This is a genomic window from Methylobacterium sp. C25, assembly GCF_021352225.1.
In the GTDB taxonomy this organism is placed as follows: Bacteria; Pseudomonadota; Alphaproteobacteria; order Rhizobiales; family Beijerinckiaceae; genus Methylobacterium.
The window spans coordinates 105,082-123,378 of the sequence record NZ_JAAUVI010000007.1; the positions used below are offsets into that span (position 1 = coordinate 105,082).

General features: G+C 67.3%; 22 protein-coding genes. 10 read left to right on the top strand and 12 right to left on the bottom strand.

The features are described from left to right. Positions 1 to 62: 62 nt before the first annotated feature. Entirely contained in the window at positions 63 to 1,298 is a 1,236-nt protein-coding gene (locus HCU64_RS17345; RefSeq protein ID WP_233385395.1) for an aspartate kinase, read from the bottom strand. A gap of 184 nt (positions 1,299 to 1,482) precedes the next feature. On the opposite strand from HCU64_RS17345, the gene ubiG reads away from it, so the two are divergent. Both ubiG and HCU64_RS17355 read left to right on the top strand, forming a co-directional pair. Next, complete coding sequence (ubiG, locus tag HCU64_RS17350) at positions 1,483 to 2,214, top strand: bifunctional 2-polyprenyl-6-hydroxyphenol methylase/3-demethylubiquinol 3-O-methyltransferase UbiG (protein WP_233385396.1); 732 nt, start codon at positions 1,483 to 1,485, stop codon at positions 2,212 to 2,214. 71 nt (positions 2,215 to 2,285) lie between these two features. Then, positions 2,286 to 3,269, top strand: a complete 984-nt coding sequence (locus tag HCU64_RS17355; RefSeq protein ID WP_233385397.1) for an NADPH:quinone oxidoreductase family protein — start codon at positions 2,286 to 2,288, stop codon at positions 3,267 to 3,269. Positions 3,270 to 3,348: 79 nt separating this feature from the next. Here the strand turns inward: HCU64_RS17355 and HCU64_RS17360 are convergent, their stop codons facing one another. From HCU64_RS17360 to HCU64_RS17370, 3 genes are all read right to left on the bottom strand, one after another. Next, entirely contained in the window at positions 3,349 to 3,642 is a 294-nt protein-coding gene (locus HCU64_RS17360) for a hypothetical protein (RefSeq protein WP_233385399.1), read from the bottom strand. A gap of 197 nt (positions 3,643 to 3,839) precedes the next feature. Then, on the bottom strand, positions 3,840 to 4,406 hold the full coding sequence (gene ruvC, locus HCU64_RS17365) for a crossover junction endodeoxyribonuclease RuvC (RefSeq protein ID WP_233385400.1): 567 nt from the start codon (positions 4,404 to 4,406) through the stop codon (positions 3,840 to 3,842). 79 nt (positions 4,407 to 4,485) lie between these two features. Beyond that, entirely contained in the window at positions 4,486 to 5,109 is a 624-nt protein-coding gene (locus HCU64_RS17370; protein WP_233385401.1) for a YceI family protein, read from the bottom strand. A 109-nt stretch (positions 5,110 to 5,218) separates the two neighbouring features. On the opposite strand from HCU64_RS17370, the gene ruvA reads away from it, so the two are divergent. After that, a complete protein-coding gene (gene ruvA / locus HCU64_RS17375; RefSeq protein ID WP_233385402.1) occupies positions 5,219 to 5,836 on the top strand; it encodes a Holliday junction branch migration protein RuvA in 618 nt (205 codons plus the stop codon). 24 nt (positions 5,837 to 5,860) lie between these two features. On the opposite strand, the gene HCU64_RS17380 is transcribed toward ruvA, so the two are convergent. Next, positions 5,861 to 6,157, bottom strand: a complete 297-nt coding sequence (locus HCU64_RS17380) for a DUF3572 domain-containing protein (RefSeq protein ID WP_233385403.1) — start codon at positions 6,155 to 6,157, stop codon at positions 5,861 to 5,863. Positions 6,158 to 6,234: 77 nt separating this feature from the next. Between HCU64_RS17380 and HCU64_RS17385 the strand changes: the two genes are divergently transcribed. Both HCU64_RS17385 and HCU64_RS17390 read left to right on the top strand, forming a co-directional pair. Then, the gene (locus HCU64_RS17385; RefSeq protein WP_233385404.1) at positions 6,235 to 6,609 is read left to right on the top strand and encodes a response regulator; all 375 of its coding nucleotides are present in this window, start codon (positions 6,235 to 6,237) and stop codon (positions 6,607 to 6,609) included. A 40-nt stretch (positions 6,610 to 6,649) separates the two neighbouring features. After that, a complete protein-coding gene (locus HCU64_RS17390; protein WP_233385405.1) occupies positions 6,650 to 8,023 on the top strand; it encodes a PleD family two-component system response regulator in 1,374 nt (457 codons plus the stop codon). Here HCU64_RS17390 and HCU64_RS17395 read toward each other — a convergent pair. The 5 genes from HCU64_RS17395 to HCU64_RS17415 all read right to left on the bottom strand — a co-directional run bounded on the left by HCU64_RS17395 (position 8,020) and on the right by HCU64_RS17415 (position 11,754). Further along, positions 8,020 to 8,208, bottom strand: a complete 189-nt coding sequence (locus HCU64_RS17395) for a hypothetical protein (protein ID WP_233385406.1) — start codon at positions 8,206 to 8,208, stop codon at positions 8,020 to 8,022. The two genes, HCU64_RS17390 and HCU64_RS17395, sit on opposite strands and share 4 nt — an antisense overlap. Positions 8,209 to 8,306: 98 nt before the next feature. After that, on the bottom strand, positions 8,307 to 9,548 hold the full coding sequence (locus tag HCU64_RS17400; RefSeq protein ID WP_233385408.1) for a DUF2254 domain-containing protein: 1,242 nt from the start codon (positions 9,546 to 9,548) through the stop codon (positions 8,307 to 8,309). Positions 9,549 to 9,695: 147 nt separating this feature from the next. Then, positions 9,696 to 10,670 (bottom strand): cysteine synthase A, encoded by a 975-nt coding sequence (cysK, locus tag HCU64_RS17405; RefSeq protein WP_233385409.1) that lies wholly within the window; start codon positions 10,668 to 10,670, stop codon positions 9,696 to 9,698. A 280-nt stretch (positions 10,671 to 10,950) separates the two neighbouring features. Further along, positions 10,951 to 11,124 carry a hypothetical protein gene (locus HCU64_RS17410; RefSeq protein ID WP_233385410.1) on the bottom strand — a complete coding sequence of 58 codons (174 nt, stop codon included), beginning with the start codon at positions 11,122 to 11,124 and terminating at the stop codon, positions 10,951 to 10,953. A 147-nt stretch (positions 11,125 to 11,271) separates the two neighbouring features. After that, positions 11,272 to 11,754 (bottom strand): META domain-containing protein, encoded by a 483-nt coding sequence (locus HCU64_RS17415; protein WP_233385411.1) that lies wholly within the window; start codon positions 11,752 to 11,754, stop codon positions 11,272 to 11,274. A 239-nt stretch (positions 11,755 to 11,993) separates the two neighbouring features. Here HCU64_RS17415 and HCU64_RS17420 point away from each other — a divergent pair, with 239 nt between their 5' ends. Continuing rightward, positions 11,994 to 12,314, top strand: coding sequence for an XRE family transcriptional regulator (locus HCU64_RS17420; RefSeq protein WP_233385412.1), 321 nt, complete (start codon positions 11,994 to 11,996; stop codon positions 12,312 to 12,314). Between the two features lie 6 nt (positions 12,315 to 12,320). Here HCU64_RS17420 and HCU64_RS17425 read toward each other — a convergent pair whose 3' ends face one another. Both HCU64_RS17425 and HCU64_RS17430 read right to left on the bottom strand, forming a co-directional pair. Then, positions 12,321 to 13,556, bottom strand: coding sequence for an NAD(P)/FAD-dependent oxidoreductase (locus HCU64_RS17425; protein WP_233385413.1), 1,236 nt, complete (start codon positions 13,554 to 13,556; stop codon positions 12,321 to 12,323). Then, positions 13,553 to 14,506, bottom strand: coding sequence for a LysR family transcriptional regulator (locus tag HCU64_RS17430; RefSeq protein WP_233385414.1), 954 nt, complete (start codon positions 14,504 to 14,506; stop codon positions 13,553 to 13,555). The genes HCU64_RS17425 and HCU64_RS17430 overlap by 4 nt, the downstream gene beginning before the upstream one ends. A 166-nt stretch (positions 14,507 to 14,672) precedes the next feature. Between HCU64_RS17430 and HCU64_RS17435 the strand changes: the two genes are divergently transcribed. From HCU64_RS17435 to HCU64_RS17450, 4 genes are all read left to right on the top strand, one after another. After that, a complete protein-coding gene (locus HCU64_RS17435) occupies positions 14,673 to 15,722 on the top strand; it encodes a class 1 fructose-bisphosphatase (protein WP_233385417.1) in 1,050 nt (349 codons plus the stop codon). 32 nt (positions 15,723 to 15,754) lie between these two features. Then, positions 15,755 to 16,615: a phosphoribulokinase gene (locus HCU64_RS17440; protein ID WP_233385419.1), complete on the top strand. Its 861-nt coding sequence runs from the start codon at positions 15,755 to 15,757 to the stop codon at positions 16,613 to 16,615. Between the two features lie 131 nt (positions 16,616 to 16,746). Then, entirely contained in the window at positions 16,747 to 17,430 is a 684-nt protein-coding gene (gene rpe, locus HCU64_RS17445) for a ribulose-phosphate 3-epimerase (RefSeq protein WP_233385420.1), read from the top strand. Beyond that, the gene (locus HCU64_RS17450; protein WP_233385422.1) at positions 17,424 to 18,188 is read left to right on the top strand and encodes an HAD-IA family hydrolase; all 765 of its coding nucleotides are present in this window, start codon (positions 17,424 to 17,426) and stop codon (positions 18,186 to 18,188) included. The genes rpe and HCU64_RS17450 overlap by 7 nt, the downstream gene beginning before the upstream one ends. Positions 18,189 to 18,297: the final 109 nt, after the last annotated feature.

Below are 18,297 nucleotides of genomic sequence, written 5' to 3' on the forward strand. Positions count from 1 at the left end.
GGTGCAACCACCAAACGTGCCAACTGCCGAGACAGTGGCACGTCACGATGCGGCGAGTACGGTCAGGCCTTATCGAGGCCGTATAGCGAGTGGAGCGTGCGAACGGCAAGCTCCGTGTATGCGGCATCGATCAACACGGAGAACTTGATTTCCGAGGTTGTGATCGCGCGGATATTGATTCCCTTTTCCGCAAGGGCTCGGAAGGCCTTGGCCGCGACGCCCGCATGCGAGCGCATGCCGACGCCGATGGCCGACACTTTCACCACGTCGGTGGCGCCCTCGATCTGGCCGAACTGGATGCGCTCGCGCTGGGCGTCCAGGATCGCACGGGAGCGCTGGTAGTCCGCCGCCGGGACTGTGAAGGTCATGTCCGTCGTCGACTGATCGCCCGACACGGTCTGGATGATCATGTCGACGTTGATGTTTGCGTCCGCCAGCGGACCGAAGATCGCCGCGGCGATGCCGGGGCTGTCCTTGACCGAGCGGAGGGTGACCTGGGCTTCGTCCTTCGAGAAGGCGATCCCGGTGATGATCTGCTGTTCCACGATGTCGTCCTCGTCGCAGATGAGGGTGCCCGGACGCGCCGCGTCGGGGGGATCGAAGGAGGAGCGCACCGTCGTCGGCACGCGATGGACCATGGCGAGCTCGACGGAGCGAACCTGAAGCACCTTGGCCCCGAGGGAGGCCATTTCCAGCATTTCCTCGAAGGTCACGCGCTCCATGCGCTGGGCCTTCGGCACGACGCGCGGGTCGGTGGTGTAGACGCCGTCGACGTCCGTGTAGATGTCGCAGCGCTCGGCACCGATTGCGGCGGCGATGGCGACGGCACTGGTGTCCGAGCCGCCACGGCCGAGCGTCGCGACGCGGCCGGTCTCGGTGTGGACACCCTGGAAGCCCGCGATTACCGCGACCTCGCCGCGCTTGAAGCCCGTGTCGAGATTTTTGGGGTCGATCGCCTCGATGCGGGCGGAGCCATGCGCGCTCGAGGTCTCGATCGGGATCTGCCAGCCCTGCCAGGAGCGGGCCTTGATGCCATTCTTCTGGAGCGCGATGGCGAGGAGCCCGGCCGTGACGAGTTCGCCCGAGGCGACCACCGCGTCGTATTCGGTCTCATCGTAGAGGTCGTTGGCATCCTTGACCCAGGCGACCAGCTCGTTGGTCTTGCCCGACATCGCCGAGACCACCACCGCGACGTCGTAGCCGGCCGCAACCTCGCGGGCCACGTGGGCGGCCACGTTGCGGATCCGGTCGACATTGGCGACCGAGGTGCCGCCGAACTTCATCACCAAACGGGGCATATCGCGTCCGCGTCTTCTGTCCGTTTCGTACCGTCGGTCGGGAGCGGCCCGCCGCGGCATTGCCGTCGCGCGGAAAGCCTTCGCGACTGTACCGGGGAGGTGCCCGGCGGGTACAAGGGCCTCTCGAAGGTGTCAATGCGATGGCGGCGAAGCCTGTTCGCCGGCTGAGGGTGTGTGGGGTGTGATGGCTGCGTCTGTGGATCGGGAAGAGGTCGCGCGCTTCGACGCGCAGGCCGCGACGTGGTGGGACGCGGACGGACCGATGCGCGTCCTGCATCGATTCAACCCCGTGCGCCTCGCCTACATCCGCGACGAGGCCTGCCGGCATTTCGGGCGCGATCCGAACCGGCCCTTCGCTCTCGAAGGCCTGAGCCTCGTCGATGTCGGCTGCGGCGGTGGTGTGCTCTCCGAGCCGCTCGCCCGGCTCGGCGCGAGCGTGATCGGCCTCGATCCGGCGGAAAAGAACGTGGCTGTGGCGCGGGCCCATGCCGAGGCCGAGGGCGTGAAGGCCGATTACCGGGCCGAGACCATCGAGGCCGTCGTCGAGCGGGGTGAGCGCTTCGATATTGTGCTCGCCATGGAGGTGGTGGAGCACGTGGTCGACCGCACGGCCTTTCTCGCGACCTGCTGCGCCGCCGTGAAGCCCGGAGGCCTGCTCTTCGCCGCGACGCTCAACCGCACGATGCGCTCCTTCGCGCTCGCCATCGTCGGCGCGGAATACGTGCTGAACTGGCTGCCCAAGGGCACCCATGACTGGGACAAGTTCGTGAAGCCCGACGAATTGACCGCCGATCTCGAGGCCGGCGGCCTGCAGGTGTTCGATACGGCCGGCGTGATGTTCGATCCGCTGACGGGAGGCTGGCGCCGCAGCCGTGATACGGCCGTGAACTACATGGTCGCCGCGCGGCGGGATTGATTGCCGTACCGGCACACCTGTCGATTTTTGCCCGCGCTTCGGCCATCCGGGCCGGCGAGGGGGAGCATTGAATGAAAGCCTTGATGTGCACCCGGCTCGGTGGGCCGGAGGAACTGTCGATCGAAGACCTGCCGGATCCGATGCCCGGCTCGGGGGAGGCCCTGGTGCGGATCACCATCGCGGCGCTCAACTTTGCCGACACGCTGATCATCGCCGGCCGCTACCAGGTGAAGCCGGACCTGCCGTTCTCGCCGGGTGGGGAAGCCAGCGGTGTCATCGAAGCGCTCGGCGAGGGGGTAGAAGGGTTTTCGGTCGGCGATCGCGTCATCGTCCATGCGACTCACGGCAATTGCCGCGAGCGTGTCGCCGTCGAGACGCGCCGCCTGACGCGGGTGCCGGACGGCCTTTCCGACGAGATCGCGGCCGGGTTGACCATCACCTATGGTACCACGCTGCACGCTCTGCGTGACCGGGCGCGTATCCAGCCCGGCGAAACGCTCGTCGTGCTCGGTGCCTCCGGTGGCGTTGGACTCGCGGCAGTGGAGATCGGAAAGATCCTCGGCGCGCGGGTGATCGCCTGCGCCTCGTCGCCTGGAAAGCTGGAGACGGCGCGCGAGCACGGGGCCGACGATCTCGTCGACTACGCCGCCGACAACATCCGCGAGGCCCTGCGCCGGCTGACGGGCGAGCGAGGCGTCGACGTGGTCTACGACGCGGTCGGCGGCGACCAGGCCGAGCCGGCGCTACGGTCGCTCGGCTGGAAAGGACGCTACCTCGTCATCGGCTTCGCAGCCGGCGAGATCCCCAAATTCCCGCTCAACGTCATCATGCTCAAGGGCGTCGAGGTCCAGGGCGTGCATTGGGGTGCGTTCGTGGAACGCGAGCCGGGCACGCATCGCGCCAACCAGGAGCAGCTTCTCGCCTGGGCCGCGGAGGGGCGGCTGCGGGCCAGGATCCACGGTGTGCTGCCCCTCGCGGATTACGAGGAGGCTTTCGGCATCCTCAAGAGGCGCGAAGCGCGGGGCAAGGTGCTGCTGCGTGTGAGCGGCGACTGAACAAAGCCATCAAAAACGCCCCGCCGCCTTTCGGCGACGGGGCTCGAAACAATCGCGCCGTCAGGGACGGCAGCGCGGATCAGTAATCGGTGGAGCGGCGCACCGGGCGCTCACCACGCATCATGCGGCGGTCGCGACGCTCCATGCGCTCTTCGCGCGCCTCACGGGCATCCGGATCGACGCCGAGCACACCACCCACGGTGCCAGTCGCTGCGCCGACGGCACCGCCGACGACACCGCCGACCGGTCCGGCTGCCCGGTTACCATCCTCGGCGCCGCGCTGCGCGCCACGCAGGGTGCCCTGAGCATCGGCAGTACCGGCGAGCACGAGCGGAGAAACGGCGAGGGCTGCAACGAGTAAAATGCGCTTCATTCAATGAACTCCGGGTCTCGGGATTGATCAAAAGACCGGTTCGCACCGGCCTCGTTCTGGTCTGCTAACGACTGAGATCCCGATTGGTCCCAAATTTTATTTGGAAAGTTTGCCGAACGCTCCGCAAATGCTGCTGCCTCGCTCGAAAAACAGACGAGATCGGTCGCGTTCGCTGCGTCCGGGTCTCGAAACGAGCGTTAAGCTTGGCGGGCCAGTGCCGCGGCGATGCGGGCCGCGCCTGGGCCCTGCGCGGCATCGACCGCGTGCAGCCGCTTCAGCGAATGTGCGCCGCGGTGGTTTGCATGGGTGATGGCGATGGCGAGCGCATCGGCGGCGTCGGCAACCTTGAACTCTGCCTTCGGCAGCAGGAAGCGCACCATCGCCTGGATCTGGACCTTCTCGGCATGGCCCGATCCACAGACCGTCTTTTTCACCAGGTTCGCCGCATATTCGGACACGGGAAGCCCGGCGAGCGCCGGCACCAGCAGGGCCACGGCGCGGGCATGGCCGAGCTTGAGCGTCGCCTGCGCGTCCTTGTTGACGAAGGTCTCTTCCACCGCGACCTCGTCCGGCGTGTGGTCACCGACGACGCGCGTAATGCCCTCGTGCAGCTCGCGCAGGCGAAGGGCGAGCGGCAGGTCGCCGTCGGAGGTGACGACGCCGCAGGCGAGATAGGCGAGCTTGGTGCCCTTCGTGGCGATCAGGCCCCAGCCGGTGCGGCGCAGGCCGGGATCGATGCCGAGGATGCGGACGTCCGTCGTCATGGTGCCTCCGGCGCGGCGGGCGACCCGCGACGCATCCACCATCAGCACATATCGTGAACGTTTCCTGACCGCAAACGGATTAAGGCTGTGCCTTGAATTCTCCTTCGAGCCGCAACTGAACTTCGTCGCCGAGGATGGGCAGGAAGGCGTTGATGCCGAAATCGGAGCGGCGGATCACGGCCCGGCCGTCGAAACCCACCGAGTAGACCTTGTCGACCGGGTTCACGCCGGCCTGGTTGAAGGTGGCGTCGAACGAGACGACCCGCGTGACGCCCTTGATCGTCAGCTCGCCGTTGACGTGGGCCGTGGTCGGGCTTGTCGGCTCGATGGAGGTGCTGACGTAGCTCGCCTGCGGGAATTTCTCGACGTCGAAGAAATCCGGCGCCTTCAGGTGCTCGTTCAGCTTGTCGTTGAGGCCGTTGACGCTCGCCGTGTTGATCGTGACCGAGAGCGTGCTCTTGGCCGGCTCCTTCGGATCGAAGGTCGCCTCCGCCGCGACGTCGGTGATCTGGCCGTAATAGGTCGAGTAGCCGAGATGACTGAGCGACCAGGTGATCTTTCCGTGCGCCGGGTCGAGGCGGTACTTGCCCGGCTTCACCTGCGTCGGGTCCTTGCTCAGGCCAGCCGGCGCGTCCTGCGCCCGCGATGGGGCAGGCGCAACGGCGAGAAGCGCCAGGACGGCGAGGGCGATCGTCGGCTTCATGGGGGTGTCAGGCTCACCTTGTCGGCTTCGTCGGCGTATCGGATATGGCAGGCGGGCCTGGGAACCAAGTCCCGCATCAGCGCCCGAACCGGGTCCGCACGGAATCGACATGATCGGCAAGCTCAAGGGCATCGTAGATTCCTACGGCGAGGATTTCGTGATCCTCGACGTGCAGGGTGTCGGCTACGTGGTGCATTGCTCGGCGCGCACCCTGCAGCGGCTGCCGAAGCCCGGCGAGCCGGCCGATCTCGCCATCGAGACCCACGTGCGCGAGGACATGATCCGGCTCTACGGCTTCCGCTCGGATGCCGAGCGCGAGTGGTTCCGGCTGCTGCAGACCGTGCAGGGCGTCGGATCGAAGGTCGCGCTTGCAGTACTGTCGGTCCTGGAGCCGGGCGCGCTCGCCACCGCGCTCGCGACAGGTGACAAGGGCGCGATCGCGCGCGCCCCGGGGGTCGGTCCGCGCCTTGCGGCGCGGCTCGCGGCCGAGTTGAAGGACAAGGCCCCGTCCTTCTCGCCGGCCGATCCGGCGCTGATCGCGCTGACGGGCGCGGTCGAGGAGCGCACCGCGCCGCAGCCTGTGGCGGACGCGATCTCGGCTTTGGTCAATCTCGGCTATCCGCAGATCCAGGCCTCTGCCGCCATCGCCACCGTGTTGAAGAGCGCTCCCGAGGGAGCCGAGGCCAAGACGCTGATCCGTCTCGGGCTTCGCGAGCTCGCCAAGTAGAGCCAAACTTTCAGGGCCGAACTCTCAGAGGGTGTGGTCGAAATCCGGCGGTTGCAGCCGCCGCCAGGCCGTCGCGATCGTTTCGGGCTTCACATCGAGCGCATCGGCGCAGGCGAGCAGGAGCGTCTCGTCGCCCATGACGTGGTCGAGGACGGCTGCGAGGAAGGCCGGATCGCGCGCGCTCTCGCGCACCGTTCCCGGGTTCAGTCCGCTCGCCTGCAGGAACGGAAACAGTCTGTCTTCGTCGCCCGCGAGCCAGACCAGCACCTCGAGTGCAAGAGACTCGGTTCCCTGGTCTCCATGATCAAATTTGCGTTTCATCAACGAGTATCACTTAAGAGGAATACGAACACAGGGCGACCGAGGCGAGGTCGCGGGAGCCCGGAGAATTGGGGGCCATGTCGAAAACCGTTCTCATCGTTGAAGACAACGAGCTGAACATGAAGCTCTTCAACGATCTTCTCGAAGCTCATGGTTACGCAACCCTTAAGACCGCCAACGGCATCGAGGCGATCGAGCTCGCCCGCAAGCATATGCCCGATCTCATCCTGATGGACATCCAGCTTCCGGAGGTCTCGGGGCTCGAGGTGACCAAGTGGCTGAAGGACGACGAGGAGCTGCGCCATATCCCCGTCATCGCCATCACTGCCTTCGCCATGAAGGGTGACGAGGAGCGCATCCGGGAAGGCGGCTGCGAGGCCTACCTGTCGAAGCCCATCTCGGTGGCGAAGTTTGTCGCGACCGTGCGCAAATATCTCGGCGAAGACGTCTGACCCCGCCGGGGCCGTCGGAAAGGGGGCTGTAGGAGACCATATGTCCGCCCGTGTCCTGATCGTCGACGACCTGCTGCCGAATCTGAGGCTCCTCGAGACCAAGCTCTCGATGGAGTATTTCGACGTCGTCTCCGCCATGAACGGACCCGAGGCCCTCGCGATCTGCGAGAAGGGCCTGTGCGACATCGTGCTGCTCGACGTGATGATGCCCGGCATGGACGGGTTCGAGGTCTGCCGGCGGCTCAAGACCGACCCGGCGACGGCGCATCTTCCCGTGGTGATCGTCACGGCGCTGGACGAACCCTCCGACCGGCTGCGCGGCCTCGACGCCGGCGCCGATGACTTCCTGACCAAGCCCATCGACGACACCGCGCTGTTCACGCGGGTACGCAGCCTGCTGAGGCTCAAGGCGGTTCAGGACGAACTCCGCAGCCGCGCGTTGGCCTCTCGCCAGCTCGGCATGGGCGATCCCTTCGCGCTCGCCGCCGCCGAGACCGGCCAGGGTGCCCGGATCCTGCTCGTCGAGGATCGCCCGAGTGCCGCCGACCGCATGGCCACCGCTCTGTCCCAGCACCATACGGTGACCATCGAGAGCGACCCCCAGCGTGCACTGATGAGCGCGACCGAGGGCGATTTCGACCTGGCGCTGATCAGCATCGACCTCGATGGCGCCGACGGCCTCCGGCTGTGCAGCCAGCTCCGCTCGCTCGACCGCACGCGCGACATGGCGCTGATCATGATCGGCGAGACGCACGGCATGGCACGCCTCACCCGCGGGCTCGATTTCGGGGTGCACGACTACCTGTTGCGTCCGGTCGACCGGAATGAGCTGATTGCCCGGGTGCGGACCCAGGTCCGCCGCCGGCGCTTCTCGGCGACCCTGCGCGATGCCGTGCAGGCCTCGATCGAACTCGCGGTGACCGACGAGCTGACTGGCCTGCACAATCGCCGCTATCTCGATCGCCAACTCGGCCCACTCTTCGGGGCAGCGAGCGCCCAGGCGCTCGGCCTCGCCTGCCTGATCCTCGACATCGACCGCTTCAAGTCGATCAACGACACCTACGGCCACGAGGCCGGCGACGAGGTCCTGAAGGCCTTCGCCGATCGCGTCCGCCAGCATACCCGCGGCATCGACGTCGTCGCGCGCTTCGGCGGCGAGGAAGTGGTGATCGTCATGCCGGGGGCGACCCTGGCCGATGCCCAGGCTGCCGGTGAACGCATCCGCGATCGGGTTCAGTGTCTGCCGTTCCCGATCCAGCGTGGGACGAATCTGATCAACGTCACGGTCTCCGTCGGCGTCGCGACCCGGCATACGAGCGACACCAGCGCGTCGGACATGCTCAAGCGCTCGGACGACGCCCTCTACCGGGCCAAGGCCGACGGCCGGAACCGCGTGGTCGCGGAAGCGGCTTAACCGCCGCCCGGGTCGGCATCCCTGCCTTGGCCGGAATCCGAGGGAAGCCCCGGCTTGCCCTCGGTCTTCTGATTGGGATCTTTGACGGCGTCCGGCGCCACGTTCTTCTTCTTCTCGTCGCCGGATCGCGATCCGTCATGCGGATCGCCATGCTTGCGATCGCGGCTTGTTGTGGTGTTGCTCACGCTGACCCCGCGGATGCCATGCCCGGCAACGCCGAGAGGCGTCTCCGGGCCTTCCTTCTCAACGGATCGCGACGGGAGAGGTTTCTTCCGGCCGACGGCTACGAGCGCCCAGCGGCCGCCGTGATCGCCTCGACGTCTTCCGAGATCATGCCGCTGGCCTGAGCGCGCTTGATGGCGAGTGAGGCATGCCGCTCGGCCGTCGGCGCGAAGTCAGGACCTCCGATCCGTCCGAGGGCCGCCAGGGCCTTCTGCAAGCGGATGCCGACCTCGACGAGGCCGGCGCCATCCCGCGCGATGGGCGTGAAGCCGTCCTCGAACAGGTCTTCCACCGTCAATCCCAGGACGTAGAGGCGCGGAAAGTCGGGTTCTTCCGCAATCGAACGGTCGCGGGTGGCCCAGATCTCCAGAACGCGCACCAGCGTGCCGATCACGTCGATCGCCGTGCCGGGATCGTTCACCGCCGGCGACAGGGCACGGGAGGCGACCTCGGAGAGCGCGATGATGCCGAAGCGGGGATCGTTCTCGTAGACGCGCCGATCGCCGACGACGAAGGCCCGGCGCACGATCGCATGATCGTCCTCGTCGAGCGAGCCGGTGACCTCGGCGATCGGGCAGCCCCCATGGACGAAGCTGCCGGGAACGACGGCGAGATGTATCTCGACGCCCTTCTTCTCGGCCCAGGCATCGAGGCTGCGCGTATCCACGTGCTGGACGTATCCGGTCTCGCGGGACGCGACGCCTTCGGAGCCAGCCGGAGCGGGCCGCCAGGGACGGCCGCCGAGATAGGGCATCTCGGCTCGGCGCTTGAGGGCTTCGCCGGCCGCCGCTTCGATCAGATCGATCGTCGTGCCGACCCGTCCGAGTTCGGACAGCGTGTCGATCCAGCGGATGAGCGTCGCCACCACGAGCACCATCACGACGAGCGTCACGGCGAAGACGACGACGCGGCCCTGCTGGCCGTAGTAATCGGTCTTCAGCGCGATCAGGCCGACCACGCTATAGAGAAAGGCGCCGATGAAGCTCGCCAGCGCCGTCTGGGCGCGGGTGTCCTGCAGGAGGAGCGGAACGGCGCGCGGCGTGACGTTGCTGGTCGCCGAGCCATAGGCCTGAACCATGGTCGACAGCGAGAAGGTCGCCACCGGCAGCATGCTCGTCGCCAGGATCGACAGGATCTGGTCGACGGCTTCCGAGCCGATCGAGGAGGCGATGCTCGACGGGATGAATGGTCCGAGCGCCGAAGCCGCCAGAGCCGCGACGACGGCAGCGAAGCAGAACAGCGCGACCCTGATCCACGGCCGGCGGCTCAGGACCTTCAGATGGAAATAGCCATTCGAGAACACGACGCACGAACCCCGGTCGATCCAGCCGGGATCGCCGCTGGACGGGCGCCGGTCTCTCAGCGGTGACCCTCGGGGATCACCGCAATGGAATGATGCCGCCAGGCGGCACGCGCCGAGGACATCGATCCCCGGCGCGACGCGTGCGTGCTAGCCGATGCCTTCGAACAGCACCGAGGAGATGTAGCGTTCCGCGAAGGAGCAGGCGACGGTGACGATGCGCTTGCCCTTGAACTCGGGCCGCTTCGCCAGTTCGAGAGCCGCCGCGACGTTGCCGCCGGTCGAGATGCCGCCGGGGATGCCTTCGAGCTTGGCGAGCTGGCGGGCGGTTTCGATGGCCTGCTGGTTGGTGACGGCGAGCACGCCGTCGAGGATCGAGCGATCGAGGTTGTCCGGGATGAAGCCTGCGCCGATGCCCTGGATCTTGTGCGGGCCGGGCTGGCCTCCGGCGATCACCGGGGAATCCGTCGGCTCGACGGCGAAGACCTTCAGGTTCGGCAGGCGCGGCTTGAGCACCTGGCCGACGCCGGTCACGGTGCCGCCGGTGCCGACGCCGGCGACGAAGGCATCGAGCTGGCCGTTGGTGTCGTTCCAGATCTCCTCCGCCGTGGTCTTGCGGTGGATCTCGGGGTTGGCCGGGTTCGAGAATTGCTGCGGAATGACCGAGCCGTCGATCTCCTTGTGGAGTTCCTCGGCCCGGGCGATGGCGCCCTTCATGCCCTGCGGGCCGGGGGTCAGTTCGAGCTGCGCGCCGAGGAAGGCGAGCATCTTGCGGCGCTCGATCGACATGGTCTCGGGCATCACCAGGATCAGACGGTAGCCGCGGGCGGCGGCCACGAAGGCCAGCGCGATGCCGGTATTGCCGGAGGTCGGCTCGATCAGCGTGCCGCCGGGCTTGAGCCGACCGGAAGCCTCGAGCGCATCGATCATGTTGACGCCGATACGGTCTTTCACGCTGGCGATCGGGTTGAAGAATTCGAGCTTCAGCAGGATCTCGGCATCGACACCGTGCTCCTTCGGCAGCCGGTTGAGGCGCACGAGCGGCGTGTTGCCGATGGTTTCGGTGATCGAGCCGTAGATGCGGCCGTGGCCCGGCTTGCGCGCTGCAGTGGTATCGTCGGCCATCACGGGTCTCCTGATCGTCCAAGGCAAGAAGGTTGGAAGCCTTGGATGCACGTGCGCCGAATATGGGCCGGCGACGCCGATGTTCCACCAGACTTCTCGGAGCGACCGGATATCGCGTCACCGCGGCAGGAGCAATTGACCTAAGCCCCTCTAAAGCAATTCTTTTCTTGATTTCCTCCGCACTGCGGCCAAGCGGAGAAGAACGGTATCGCCGGTTTGGGCAAGCGGAGAATTTACTTCCGCGGCGCCTATCGACCGATCAATCGCCGCCGGAAGCGGATCAGCCGCGCAGGACGATGGCGCAGCACACGAGCAGGAAGGAGGCGAAGATCGTCACGCCGAGCGCGAGGAAAGCGGCGTTCTCGTCGAAGCCTCGGGTCGTGACGTAGCGGGCCGTGGCCGTGCGCGCAGAGGCCCGGACGATCGACTGCCGACCTGCCTGCACGATCTTCATCGGTCCCGAGCTCCATGGAGCCACCCAGGACGGGCAGGCTCGACAGGGCCAGAATGACGAAATCAGTCTGAGGGAGTTCTGAATCCGCGGTCGCGACCGCGGATTGTCGTCAATGAAGACTTAAAGGCGCCCGGGAGGGCGACACCGTCACAGCGAGCGGTCGAAGCGCAGCTCGCCGGCCTGGCTCTTGATCACGAGCTGGGAGCCGACGATGTCCCAGACGCCTGCCGTACGCAGGGCCGTGAGAAAGGCGGTCTCGCTGGCGGCCAGCGCCTTGTCGCAGGACTTCTTGGTGATCGCGAGCGGCCCGACGGCCAGATGCTGCTCCTTCAGCGGGAAGGCGGTCGCCGCGAAGGTGTTGCAGCCGCCATATCCGCGGGCACGGTACTGCGTGTCGATGATGAAGCTCGGCCGGTCGCTGCCGCCGAAGGGCTTCCCGTTCAGGCTCACCGCGGTCCAGGTGGTGCCGAGCGGAAACACCTTCTCCTGCGCCTTGGCGCCGGGGACGTATTGCGGCTTCTTCTCCTGCTGCTGCCCCTGACCGAGATTGCGCACGCCGCTCATCTGTGCCGACGCCGGAGCGGCGGCCAGGATTGCGCCCGTCAGCGCGACGGCTAGAATCTTTTTCATGGTGAAGCCCCCTTGGTTCGCAGCGCTGCGGCGTCGATGGAAAGTCGGTCTCGTACCTTTCCGAGGCACGTAGCGGACCGCGCATCCGATAGGAATCGAGCGCAAATAAGGTCGAGGACGGCCGTTCCCTCGTTGTCGCACCCGCCGTTGCAACGATCCCCGGCCTCTTCGTGTTGTCGAGGCTCTCGGGGCCGGTCTCCGGGTTCGAGCGGGTTTCGAGGGCGGCAAGGAGTGCGCGAGTGTCCGGATCGGATGAGGGAGGGGCGAGCGGCCGCTTGCCCAATACGATGACGCCGGAGCAGTGCCGTGCAGGTCGCGCGCTGATCGACTGGTCGGTCGGTGATCTCGCAGCCAAGGTCGGCCTCGGCGAGGCGATGGTGCGCGATTACGAAGGTCGGCTGAGCGACCCGCCCTCCGGGCAGATCGAGGCGTTGCGCAGCGCGCTCGCGACGGCCGGCGTGATCTTCACCGATGACGGCTCGGCCGGGGTGCGGCTCGGCCGCCGTGGCGCCGACGAGGGGACGCGGCTCGATAGCCTGACCACCGAGAACGACCGCTGACGGGATTCAGCCGGCCGTCGCCAGGGCCTTGAGGTCGAAGGCCGGCTCGGCTGCCTGCGCCGGGGTCAGCGCCCGGCCCAGTGCGAGGATGCGGCGGGCCGCCATGTGCTCGGCCGGCCGGTTGATGGATTCGACGGCGCAGAGCCGCCCGTCTCGGAAGCGAAACACCGAGAAGGCCTCTCCACCACCGCGCACGACGCTGCCGTCGCCCGTCTCCGCAAGGCCGGCGATCTGCAGCTTGTGCCGGCCCTGGTCGCTCCAGAACCACGGCACCGCATCGTAGGCGCTCGGCCGCCCGGTCAGCCGCGCGGCGAGGCATCGGCCCTGGTCGATGGCATTCTGCACGGATTCGATCCGCACACGGTCGCCGCGCGACATCCCGGCCGCGAACCGCGTCGGGAAGCGGGCACAGTCGCCGATCGCCGAGATGGCCGGATCGGAGGTCGTGAGGAAGGCGTCGATCTCGATGCCGTCCCGAACCGCCAGCCCGGCCCGCTCGGCAAGCTCCTGGTTGGGCAACACGCCCACACCGACGAGGACGAGGTCGGCCGGAATGCTTTCGCCGTCTGCCAGGACGACCGCGGCGGCGCGGCCCTCATGGCCTTCGATCGCGACGACGCCGGCCCGGAGGCGGAACGTCACGCCCATGGCTTCGTGCGCGATCCGGAACGCGTCGGAGGTTTCGGCCGAAACCGCGCGTTCCATCACGCGCTCGGCCGCCTCGACCACCGTGACGGCGAGGCCGCGTCCGGCGCAGACGGCGGCGAATTCGAGCCCGATGAAACCCGCGCCCACCACTACGATCCGGGCGGCGGCCTCGAGCGCCTCGCGCAGCCGGTCGGCATCGGCGAGCGAGCGGAGCTGGTAGACGCCGGGCAGATCGGCTCCCGGCACCGGGAGGGCGCGGTTGCGCGAGCCCGTGGCGAGGACGAGGTGGTCGTAGGCGAGCTCCGACTCGTCATCGAGTCCGAGCGTCCGGGCATCCCGATCGATGCGCACGGCCCGCGCCCGGCGGTGCGCGATGCGATGCTCGGTGAAATACGAGGCCGGCCGCAGCAGCAGGCCTTCAGCGTCGGTCTTGCCGGCGAGATAGGCTTTCGAGAGAGGAGGACGCTGATAGGGCAGCGCATCCTCGTCGCCGACCACGGTGATCGGAGCGGCAAATCCCGCCTCGCGCAGGCTCGCGGCCGTCTGCAGGCCGGCTTGGCCGGCCCCGACGATGACGACGCCCGCCTGGCTCACGGCTCGACCTGCTCGGGCGAGGCCTGTCTGATGATCTCGTCGATCCCGGGCAGGAAGCCCTCGCCCTCCTGGACGAGGTAGTGCCAGAACGAGTCCGAGGCCGGCCCGAGGACCTTGTCGGCGCGGCGCACGACGTACCAGTCGCGCCGGATCGGCAGCCCCTGCACATCGAGAAGCACCAGGCGCCCGCTGGCGAGCTCGGCGGATACCGTGTGCGAGGAGAGCAGGGCGATGCCGAGCCCGGCCATCACCGCCTGTTTCAGGGTCTCGTTGGACCCGGCATCGATCCCGAGCCTCGCCCGGCGGATCATCACGCCGTTCATGAATTCCTCGAAGACCGCGCGCGTCCCCGAGCCTTCCTCGCGCACGAGGAAGGATTGGTCGGCGATGTCCTCGCGCGTGAGGCCCGTCTTGCCGGCCAGCGGATGGTCCGGCGCGGCGATCAGCACGAGGGGGTGCGGCCCGAACCTTTCCGCCTCGATCGCGAAGTCGCGCGGCGGCCGGCCCATGATCGCGAAATCGATCTCGTAATTGCGCAGCGCATCCACCGTGCCGGTGCGGTTGCCCACGGTGAGGTTGATCTCGACCTGCGGATGCGAGCCCATGAATCCGGCGATCACGGCCGGCGCGAAGTACTTCGCCGTCGAGACCACGCCGAGCGCCACGCGGCCGCCGCCGGCACCTTTCAGCGTCCGCAGCCGCTCGGTGCAGGTCTCGAGGACGGTATTGATGCTGTTGATCGCCCAGAGCATCTCGCGGCCGGCATCGGTTGGCTTGAGGCCGGTGGGCGTGCGGTCGAAGAGCAGCAGGCCGGCCTCGTCCTCCAACTGGCGGATGCGCGCGTAGAGCGCGGCCGAGGTCACGTTCAGCTCCTGCGCCGCACGTGTCATGGTCCCGAGCCGGGCGACGGCGGCGACGGCCTGCAACTGCTTGAGCGAGAGGTTGCGCATAGGCCGCTTTTAGTTTTTTTGCGCGGCACCACAAGTTTGGTCAGATTATTTCGCGGCCTCGTGCACCGGATCTGGTACTGGCGAGCGGCGGCGGGATATCATCTGGCCAATCGGGACTGCGCCGCAGGCCTTGCCCGGCATTCGTATGGGGATTTGGGTTCAGCACATGGCGATCACGATCGGCTCAACGCTTTCCGAGTATCTCGACGCGGAAGTGGCGCGTGAGTCCGGCCTCGCCGACACCGCAAAGACCCTGCTGGCGCTTGCCGCCGCCTCGATCGACGTGAGCGAAGTCTGTGGGCGCGGCGCGCTCGCCGGCGATCTCGGCGCGCAGGGCGAGACCAACAGCGACGGCGACGTGCAGAAGGCGCTCGACGTCATCGCCCACAAGCGCTTCACCGAAGCCCTGAAAACGGCCCCTGTCGCCGAGGTCTGCTCGGAAGAGGCCGAGGACGTCATGGTCCTCAATCCCGGCGCGCCGCTCGCCGTGGCGATCGACCCGCTCGACGGCTCGTCGAACATCGCCGTGGGCATGGTGGTCGGCACGATCTTCGGCATCCGCCCCGTGGTGTCGGACCCGAAGGATCCGAACGCCTCGTTCAAGACGCCGGGCACCACGCAGACGGCCGCCGGCTTCACCGTGTACGGGCCGGCGACCACCTTCGTAATCACGCTCGGCAACGGCACGCGCATCTTCACGCTCGACCGCGCGGCCAAGGTCTTCACGCTGACCCATGACGCGCTCCAGGTCGTCGAGAGCGCCAACGAATACGCGATCAACTCCTCGAACGGCCGCCATTGGGACACGCCGGTGCGCGCCTTCATCGAGGATTGCATGCGCGGGGACGAGGGGCCGCGCGATCGCAACTTCAACATGCGCTGGACCGCAGCCCTGGTGGCGGACGCCCAGCGTGTGCTGATCCGCGGCGGCGTGTTCCTGTATCCCGGCGACAGCCGCAAGGGCTACGAGCAGGGCCGCCTGCGCCTGCTCTACGAGACCGCACCGATCGCCTTCGTCATGGAGCAGGCCGGCGCTGCCGCCACGGACGGGCGCGGCCGCATCCTCGACGTCGTCGCCAAGAAGATCCACGAGCGCTCGCCGCTGGTTTTCGGCTCGAAGGAAGAGGTCTCCAGCGTTCAGGCGTATTATGACGGTCGTCAGCCCGCCGCCGGCCGCTCTCCTCTGTTCGGCCAGCGCGGCCTGATGCGAAGCTAAGCGCCCCTACGGCCCCCGGAAGCCCAGTCACGATGTCGGCGCGTCATCCCATCATCTCGGTCACGGGCTCCTCGGGTGCCGGCACGACCTCCGTGCGCAACACCTTCGAGCAGATCTTTCGACGCGAGGACGTGAGCGCGGTCTATATCGAGGGCGACGGCTTCCATGCCTTCGACCGCGACACCATGCGTGCGCGCATGGCCGAGGAACCGCATCTCAGCCACTTCGCGCCGCGCGCCAACCTGCTGCCTGCGCTGGAGGAAACCTTCCGCCGGTACAGCGAATCCGGCGAGGGCCGGACGCGGTCCTACGCCCATGATGAGGTCGACGCCGCCCGGCTCGGCGTACCGATGGGCAAGTTCACCGAGTGGCAGGACTTCGCGCCCGGCTCGGACCTGCTCTTCTATGAGGGCCTGCATGGCTGCGTCGTCGACAACACCATCGACCTCGCCCGCTACCCGGACCTGAAGATCGGCGTCGTGCCGGTCATCAACCTCGAATGGATCCAGAAGCTGCATCGGGACCGCTCGATCCGCGGCTATTCCACCGAGGCCGTGACCGACGTGATCCTGCGCCGGATGCCGGATTACGTGCAGACGATCTGCCCGCAATTCTCCTGGACGGACATCAACTTCCAGCGCGTGCCGATGGTCGATACCTCGAACCCGTTCATCGCGCGCTGGATCCCGACCGCCGACGAATCGATGGTGGTGATCCGCTTCCGCGATCCGCACGGGATCGATTTCTCGTATCTCGTCTCGATGATCCACGACTCGTTCATGAGCCGGGCGAATTCCATCGTGATTCCGGGCTCGAAGCTCGATCTCGCCATGCAGTTGATCCTGACGCCGATGATCATGCAACTCGTCGAGCGCAAGCGCAGGCTGGGATGACATTGCGGTCCTCGCGGCATTCCTGCCCGGACGAAAGACCACTACATCGGCGGCAACCCGCGCCTTAGTTTTGCATTGCACACTTCTACGGGCCGGGTCGCGCGCCATCTGCGTTCCCCATCGAGGACCCCATGACCATCATCGCCCCCTCCATCCTGTCGGCTGATTTCTCCCGGCTCGGGGAAGAGGTTCGCGCCGTCGACGAGGCCGGCGGGGACTGGATCCATCTCGACGTGATGGACGGGCATTTCGTGCCCAACATCACCTTCGGGCCGGCCCTGGTGAAGGCGCTGCGTCCACACACGAAAAAGCACTTCGACGTGCATCTGATGATCGCGCCGGCCGATCCCTATCTCGCGGCCTTCGCCGATGCCGGCGCGGACACGATCAGCGTGCATGTCGAGGCGGGGCCGCACATCCACCGCTCGCTGCAGACGATCCGGGCGCTCGGCAAGCGAGCCGGCATCGCGCTCAATCCCGGCACGCCGGCCGCGATGGTCGAGCCTCTGCTCGACATGGTTGACCTCGTCGTCTGCATGACGGTCAATCCCGGCTTCGGCGGCCAGAGCTTCCTGCCATCGGCTCTGGAGACGGTCTCGCGCGTGCGCACCATGGTCGCGGGGCGCGCCATCGACATCGAGGTGGACGGCGGCATCACTCCGGCGACCGTCGCCGAGGCGGCCCGGGCCGGCGCCAATGTCTTCGTGGCCGGCTCCGGCGTGTTCAGCGGCGGCCCGAGTGCCTACGCCCGCAACATCGCGGCGATCCGCGAGGGCGCGAATACGGCAACCGGCCGAGACGGCCTGCGATGCTGAAGGCGCTGATCTTCGACGTCGACGGTACGCTGGCCGAGACCGAAGACCTGCACAGGCAGGCGTTCAACCGCGCCTTCGCGCAACTCGGACTCGACTGGCGGTGGAGCCCGGAGGTCTATGCCGAACTGCTCAAGGTCATGGGCGGCAAGGAGCGGCTGCTGCACTATATTGCGCAAACGCATCCCGAGGATGACGGTGCGCTCGCCTCGCGGATGCCCGAAATCCATCACCTCAAGACCCGCATCTATGGCGAACTGATCGAGACGGGCCATCTCGCGCTTCGGCCGGGCATCGGTCGGCTGATCGCCGAGGCGCGTGCCGCCGGCGTCCGGTTGGCCGTGGCGACGACGACGACGCGACTGAACCTCGACCGGCTGATCGCTATCAATTTTCCCGAGGGCGGCACTCCATTCGACGTCATCGCGGCGGGAGACGAGGCGGCCCACAAGAAGCCTGCGCCCGACATCTTCGACATCGCCGTTGAGCGGCTCGGCATCGCTCCGTCCGAGGGCATCGCCTTCGAGGATTCCGCCGCCGGCATCCGTTCGGCGCTCGATGCGGGTCTCGCGGTGCTGGCCACCCGCAGCCGGTACACGGAGAGCCATCGCCTCGACGGCGCCTTCTCGGCGGTGTCCGATCTCGGTGAGCCTGGGCAGCCGCATCAGCATCTTGCCGGCGCGGTCTGGCCGAATGGCGTGGTCACGCTCGCCGGGCTCCAGTCCTGGCACGCTGCCCATCGAATGGGCGCGACGGCATGACGTTCGCCCAAAAAACAAACAGCGCGCCCGAGTTGGACGCGCTGGCTGAGGTAGTCCGTGGTCTCTGGAACGGACGCTGCCTGTTTAACGGGCTTGTATGCAAAATACA

Bases quoted from the DNA above. Each gene is read 5' to 3' on its own strand.
- HCU64_RS17450 (WP_233385422.1), top strand. From the start codon at position 17,424: ATGCTGAAGGCGCTGATCTTCGACGTCGACGGTACGCTGGCCGAGACC.
- HCU64_RS17440 (WP_233385419.1), top strand. From the start codon at position 15,755: ATGTCGGCGCGTCATCCCATCATCTCGGTCACGGGCTCCTCGGGTGCC.
- HCU64_RS17370 (WP_233385401.1), bottom strand. From the start codon at position 5,109: ATGAAGCCGACGATCGCCCTCGCCGTCCTGGCGCTTCTCGCCGTTGCG.
- HCU64_RS17345 (WP_233385395.1), bottom strand. From the start codon at position 1,298: ATGCCCCGTTTGGTGATGAAGTTCGGCGGCACCTCGGTCGCCAATGTC.
- rpe (WP_233385420.1), top strand. From the start codon at position 16,747: ATGACCATCATCGCCCCCTCCATCCTGTCGGCTGATTTCTCCCGGCTC.
- HCU64_RS17435 (WP_233385417.1), top strand. From the start codon at position 14,673: ATGGCGATCACGATCGGCTCAACGCTTTCCGAGTATCTCGACGCGGAA.
- HCU64_RS17390 (WP_233385405.1), top strand. From the start codon at position 6,650: ATGTCCGCCCGTGTCCTGATCGTCGACGACCTGCTGCCGAATCTGAGG.
- HCU64_RS17380 (WP_233385403.1), bottom strand. From the start codon at position 6,157: ATGAAACGCAAATTTGATCATGGAGACCAGGGAACCGAGTCTCTTGCA.
- HCU64_RS17385 (WP_233385404.1), top strand. From the start codon at position 6,235: ATGTCGAAAACCGTTCTCATCGTTGAAGACAACGAGCTGAACATGAAG.
- HCU64_RS17410 (WP_233385410.1), bottom strand. From the start codon at position 11,124: ATGAAGATCGTGCAGGCAGGTCGGCAGTCGATCGTCCGGGCCTCTGCG.
- HCU64_RS17360 (WP_233385399.1), bottom strand. From the start codon at position 3,642: ATGAAGCGCATTTTACTCGTTGCAGCCCTCGCCGTTTCTCCGCTCGTG.
- ruvC (WP_233385400.1), bottom strand. From the start codon at position 4,406: ATGACGACGGACGTCCGCATCCTCGGCATCGATCCCGGCCTGCGCCGC.
- HCU64_RS17430 (WP_233385414.1), bottom strand. From the start codon at position 14,506: ATGCGCAACCTCTCGCTCAAGCAGTTGCAGGCCGTCGCCGCCGTCGCC.
- HCU64_RS17415 (WP_233385411.1), bottom strand. From the start codon at position 11,754: ATGAAAAAGATTCTAGCCGTCGCGCTGACGGGCGCAATCCTGGCCGCC.
- ruvA (WP_233385402.1), top strand. From the start codon at position 5,219: ATGATCGGCAAGCTCAAGGGCATCGTAGATTCCTACGGCGAGGATTTC.
- ubiG (WP_233385396.1), top strand. From the start codon at position 1,483: ATGGCTGCGTCTGTGGATCGGGAAGAGGTCGCGCGCTTCGACGCGCAG.
- HCU64_RS17355 (WP_233385397.1), top strand. From the start codon at position 2,286: ATGAAAGCCTTGATGTGCACCCGGCTCGGTGGGCCGGAGGAACTGTCG.
- cysK (WP_233385409.1), bottom strand. From the start codon at position 10,670: ATGGCCGACGATACCACTGCAGCGCGCAAGCCGGGCCACGGCCGCATC.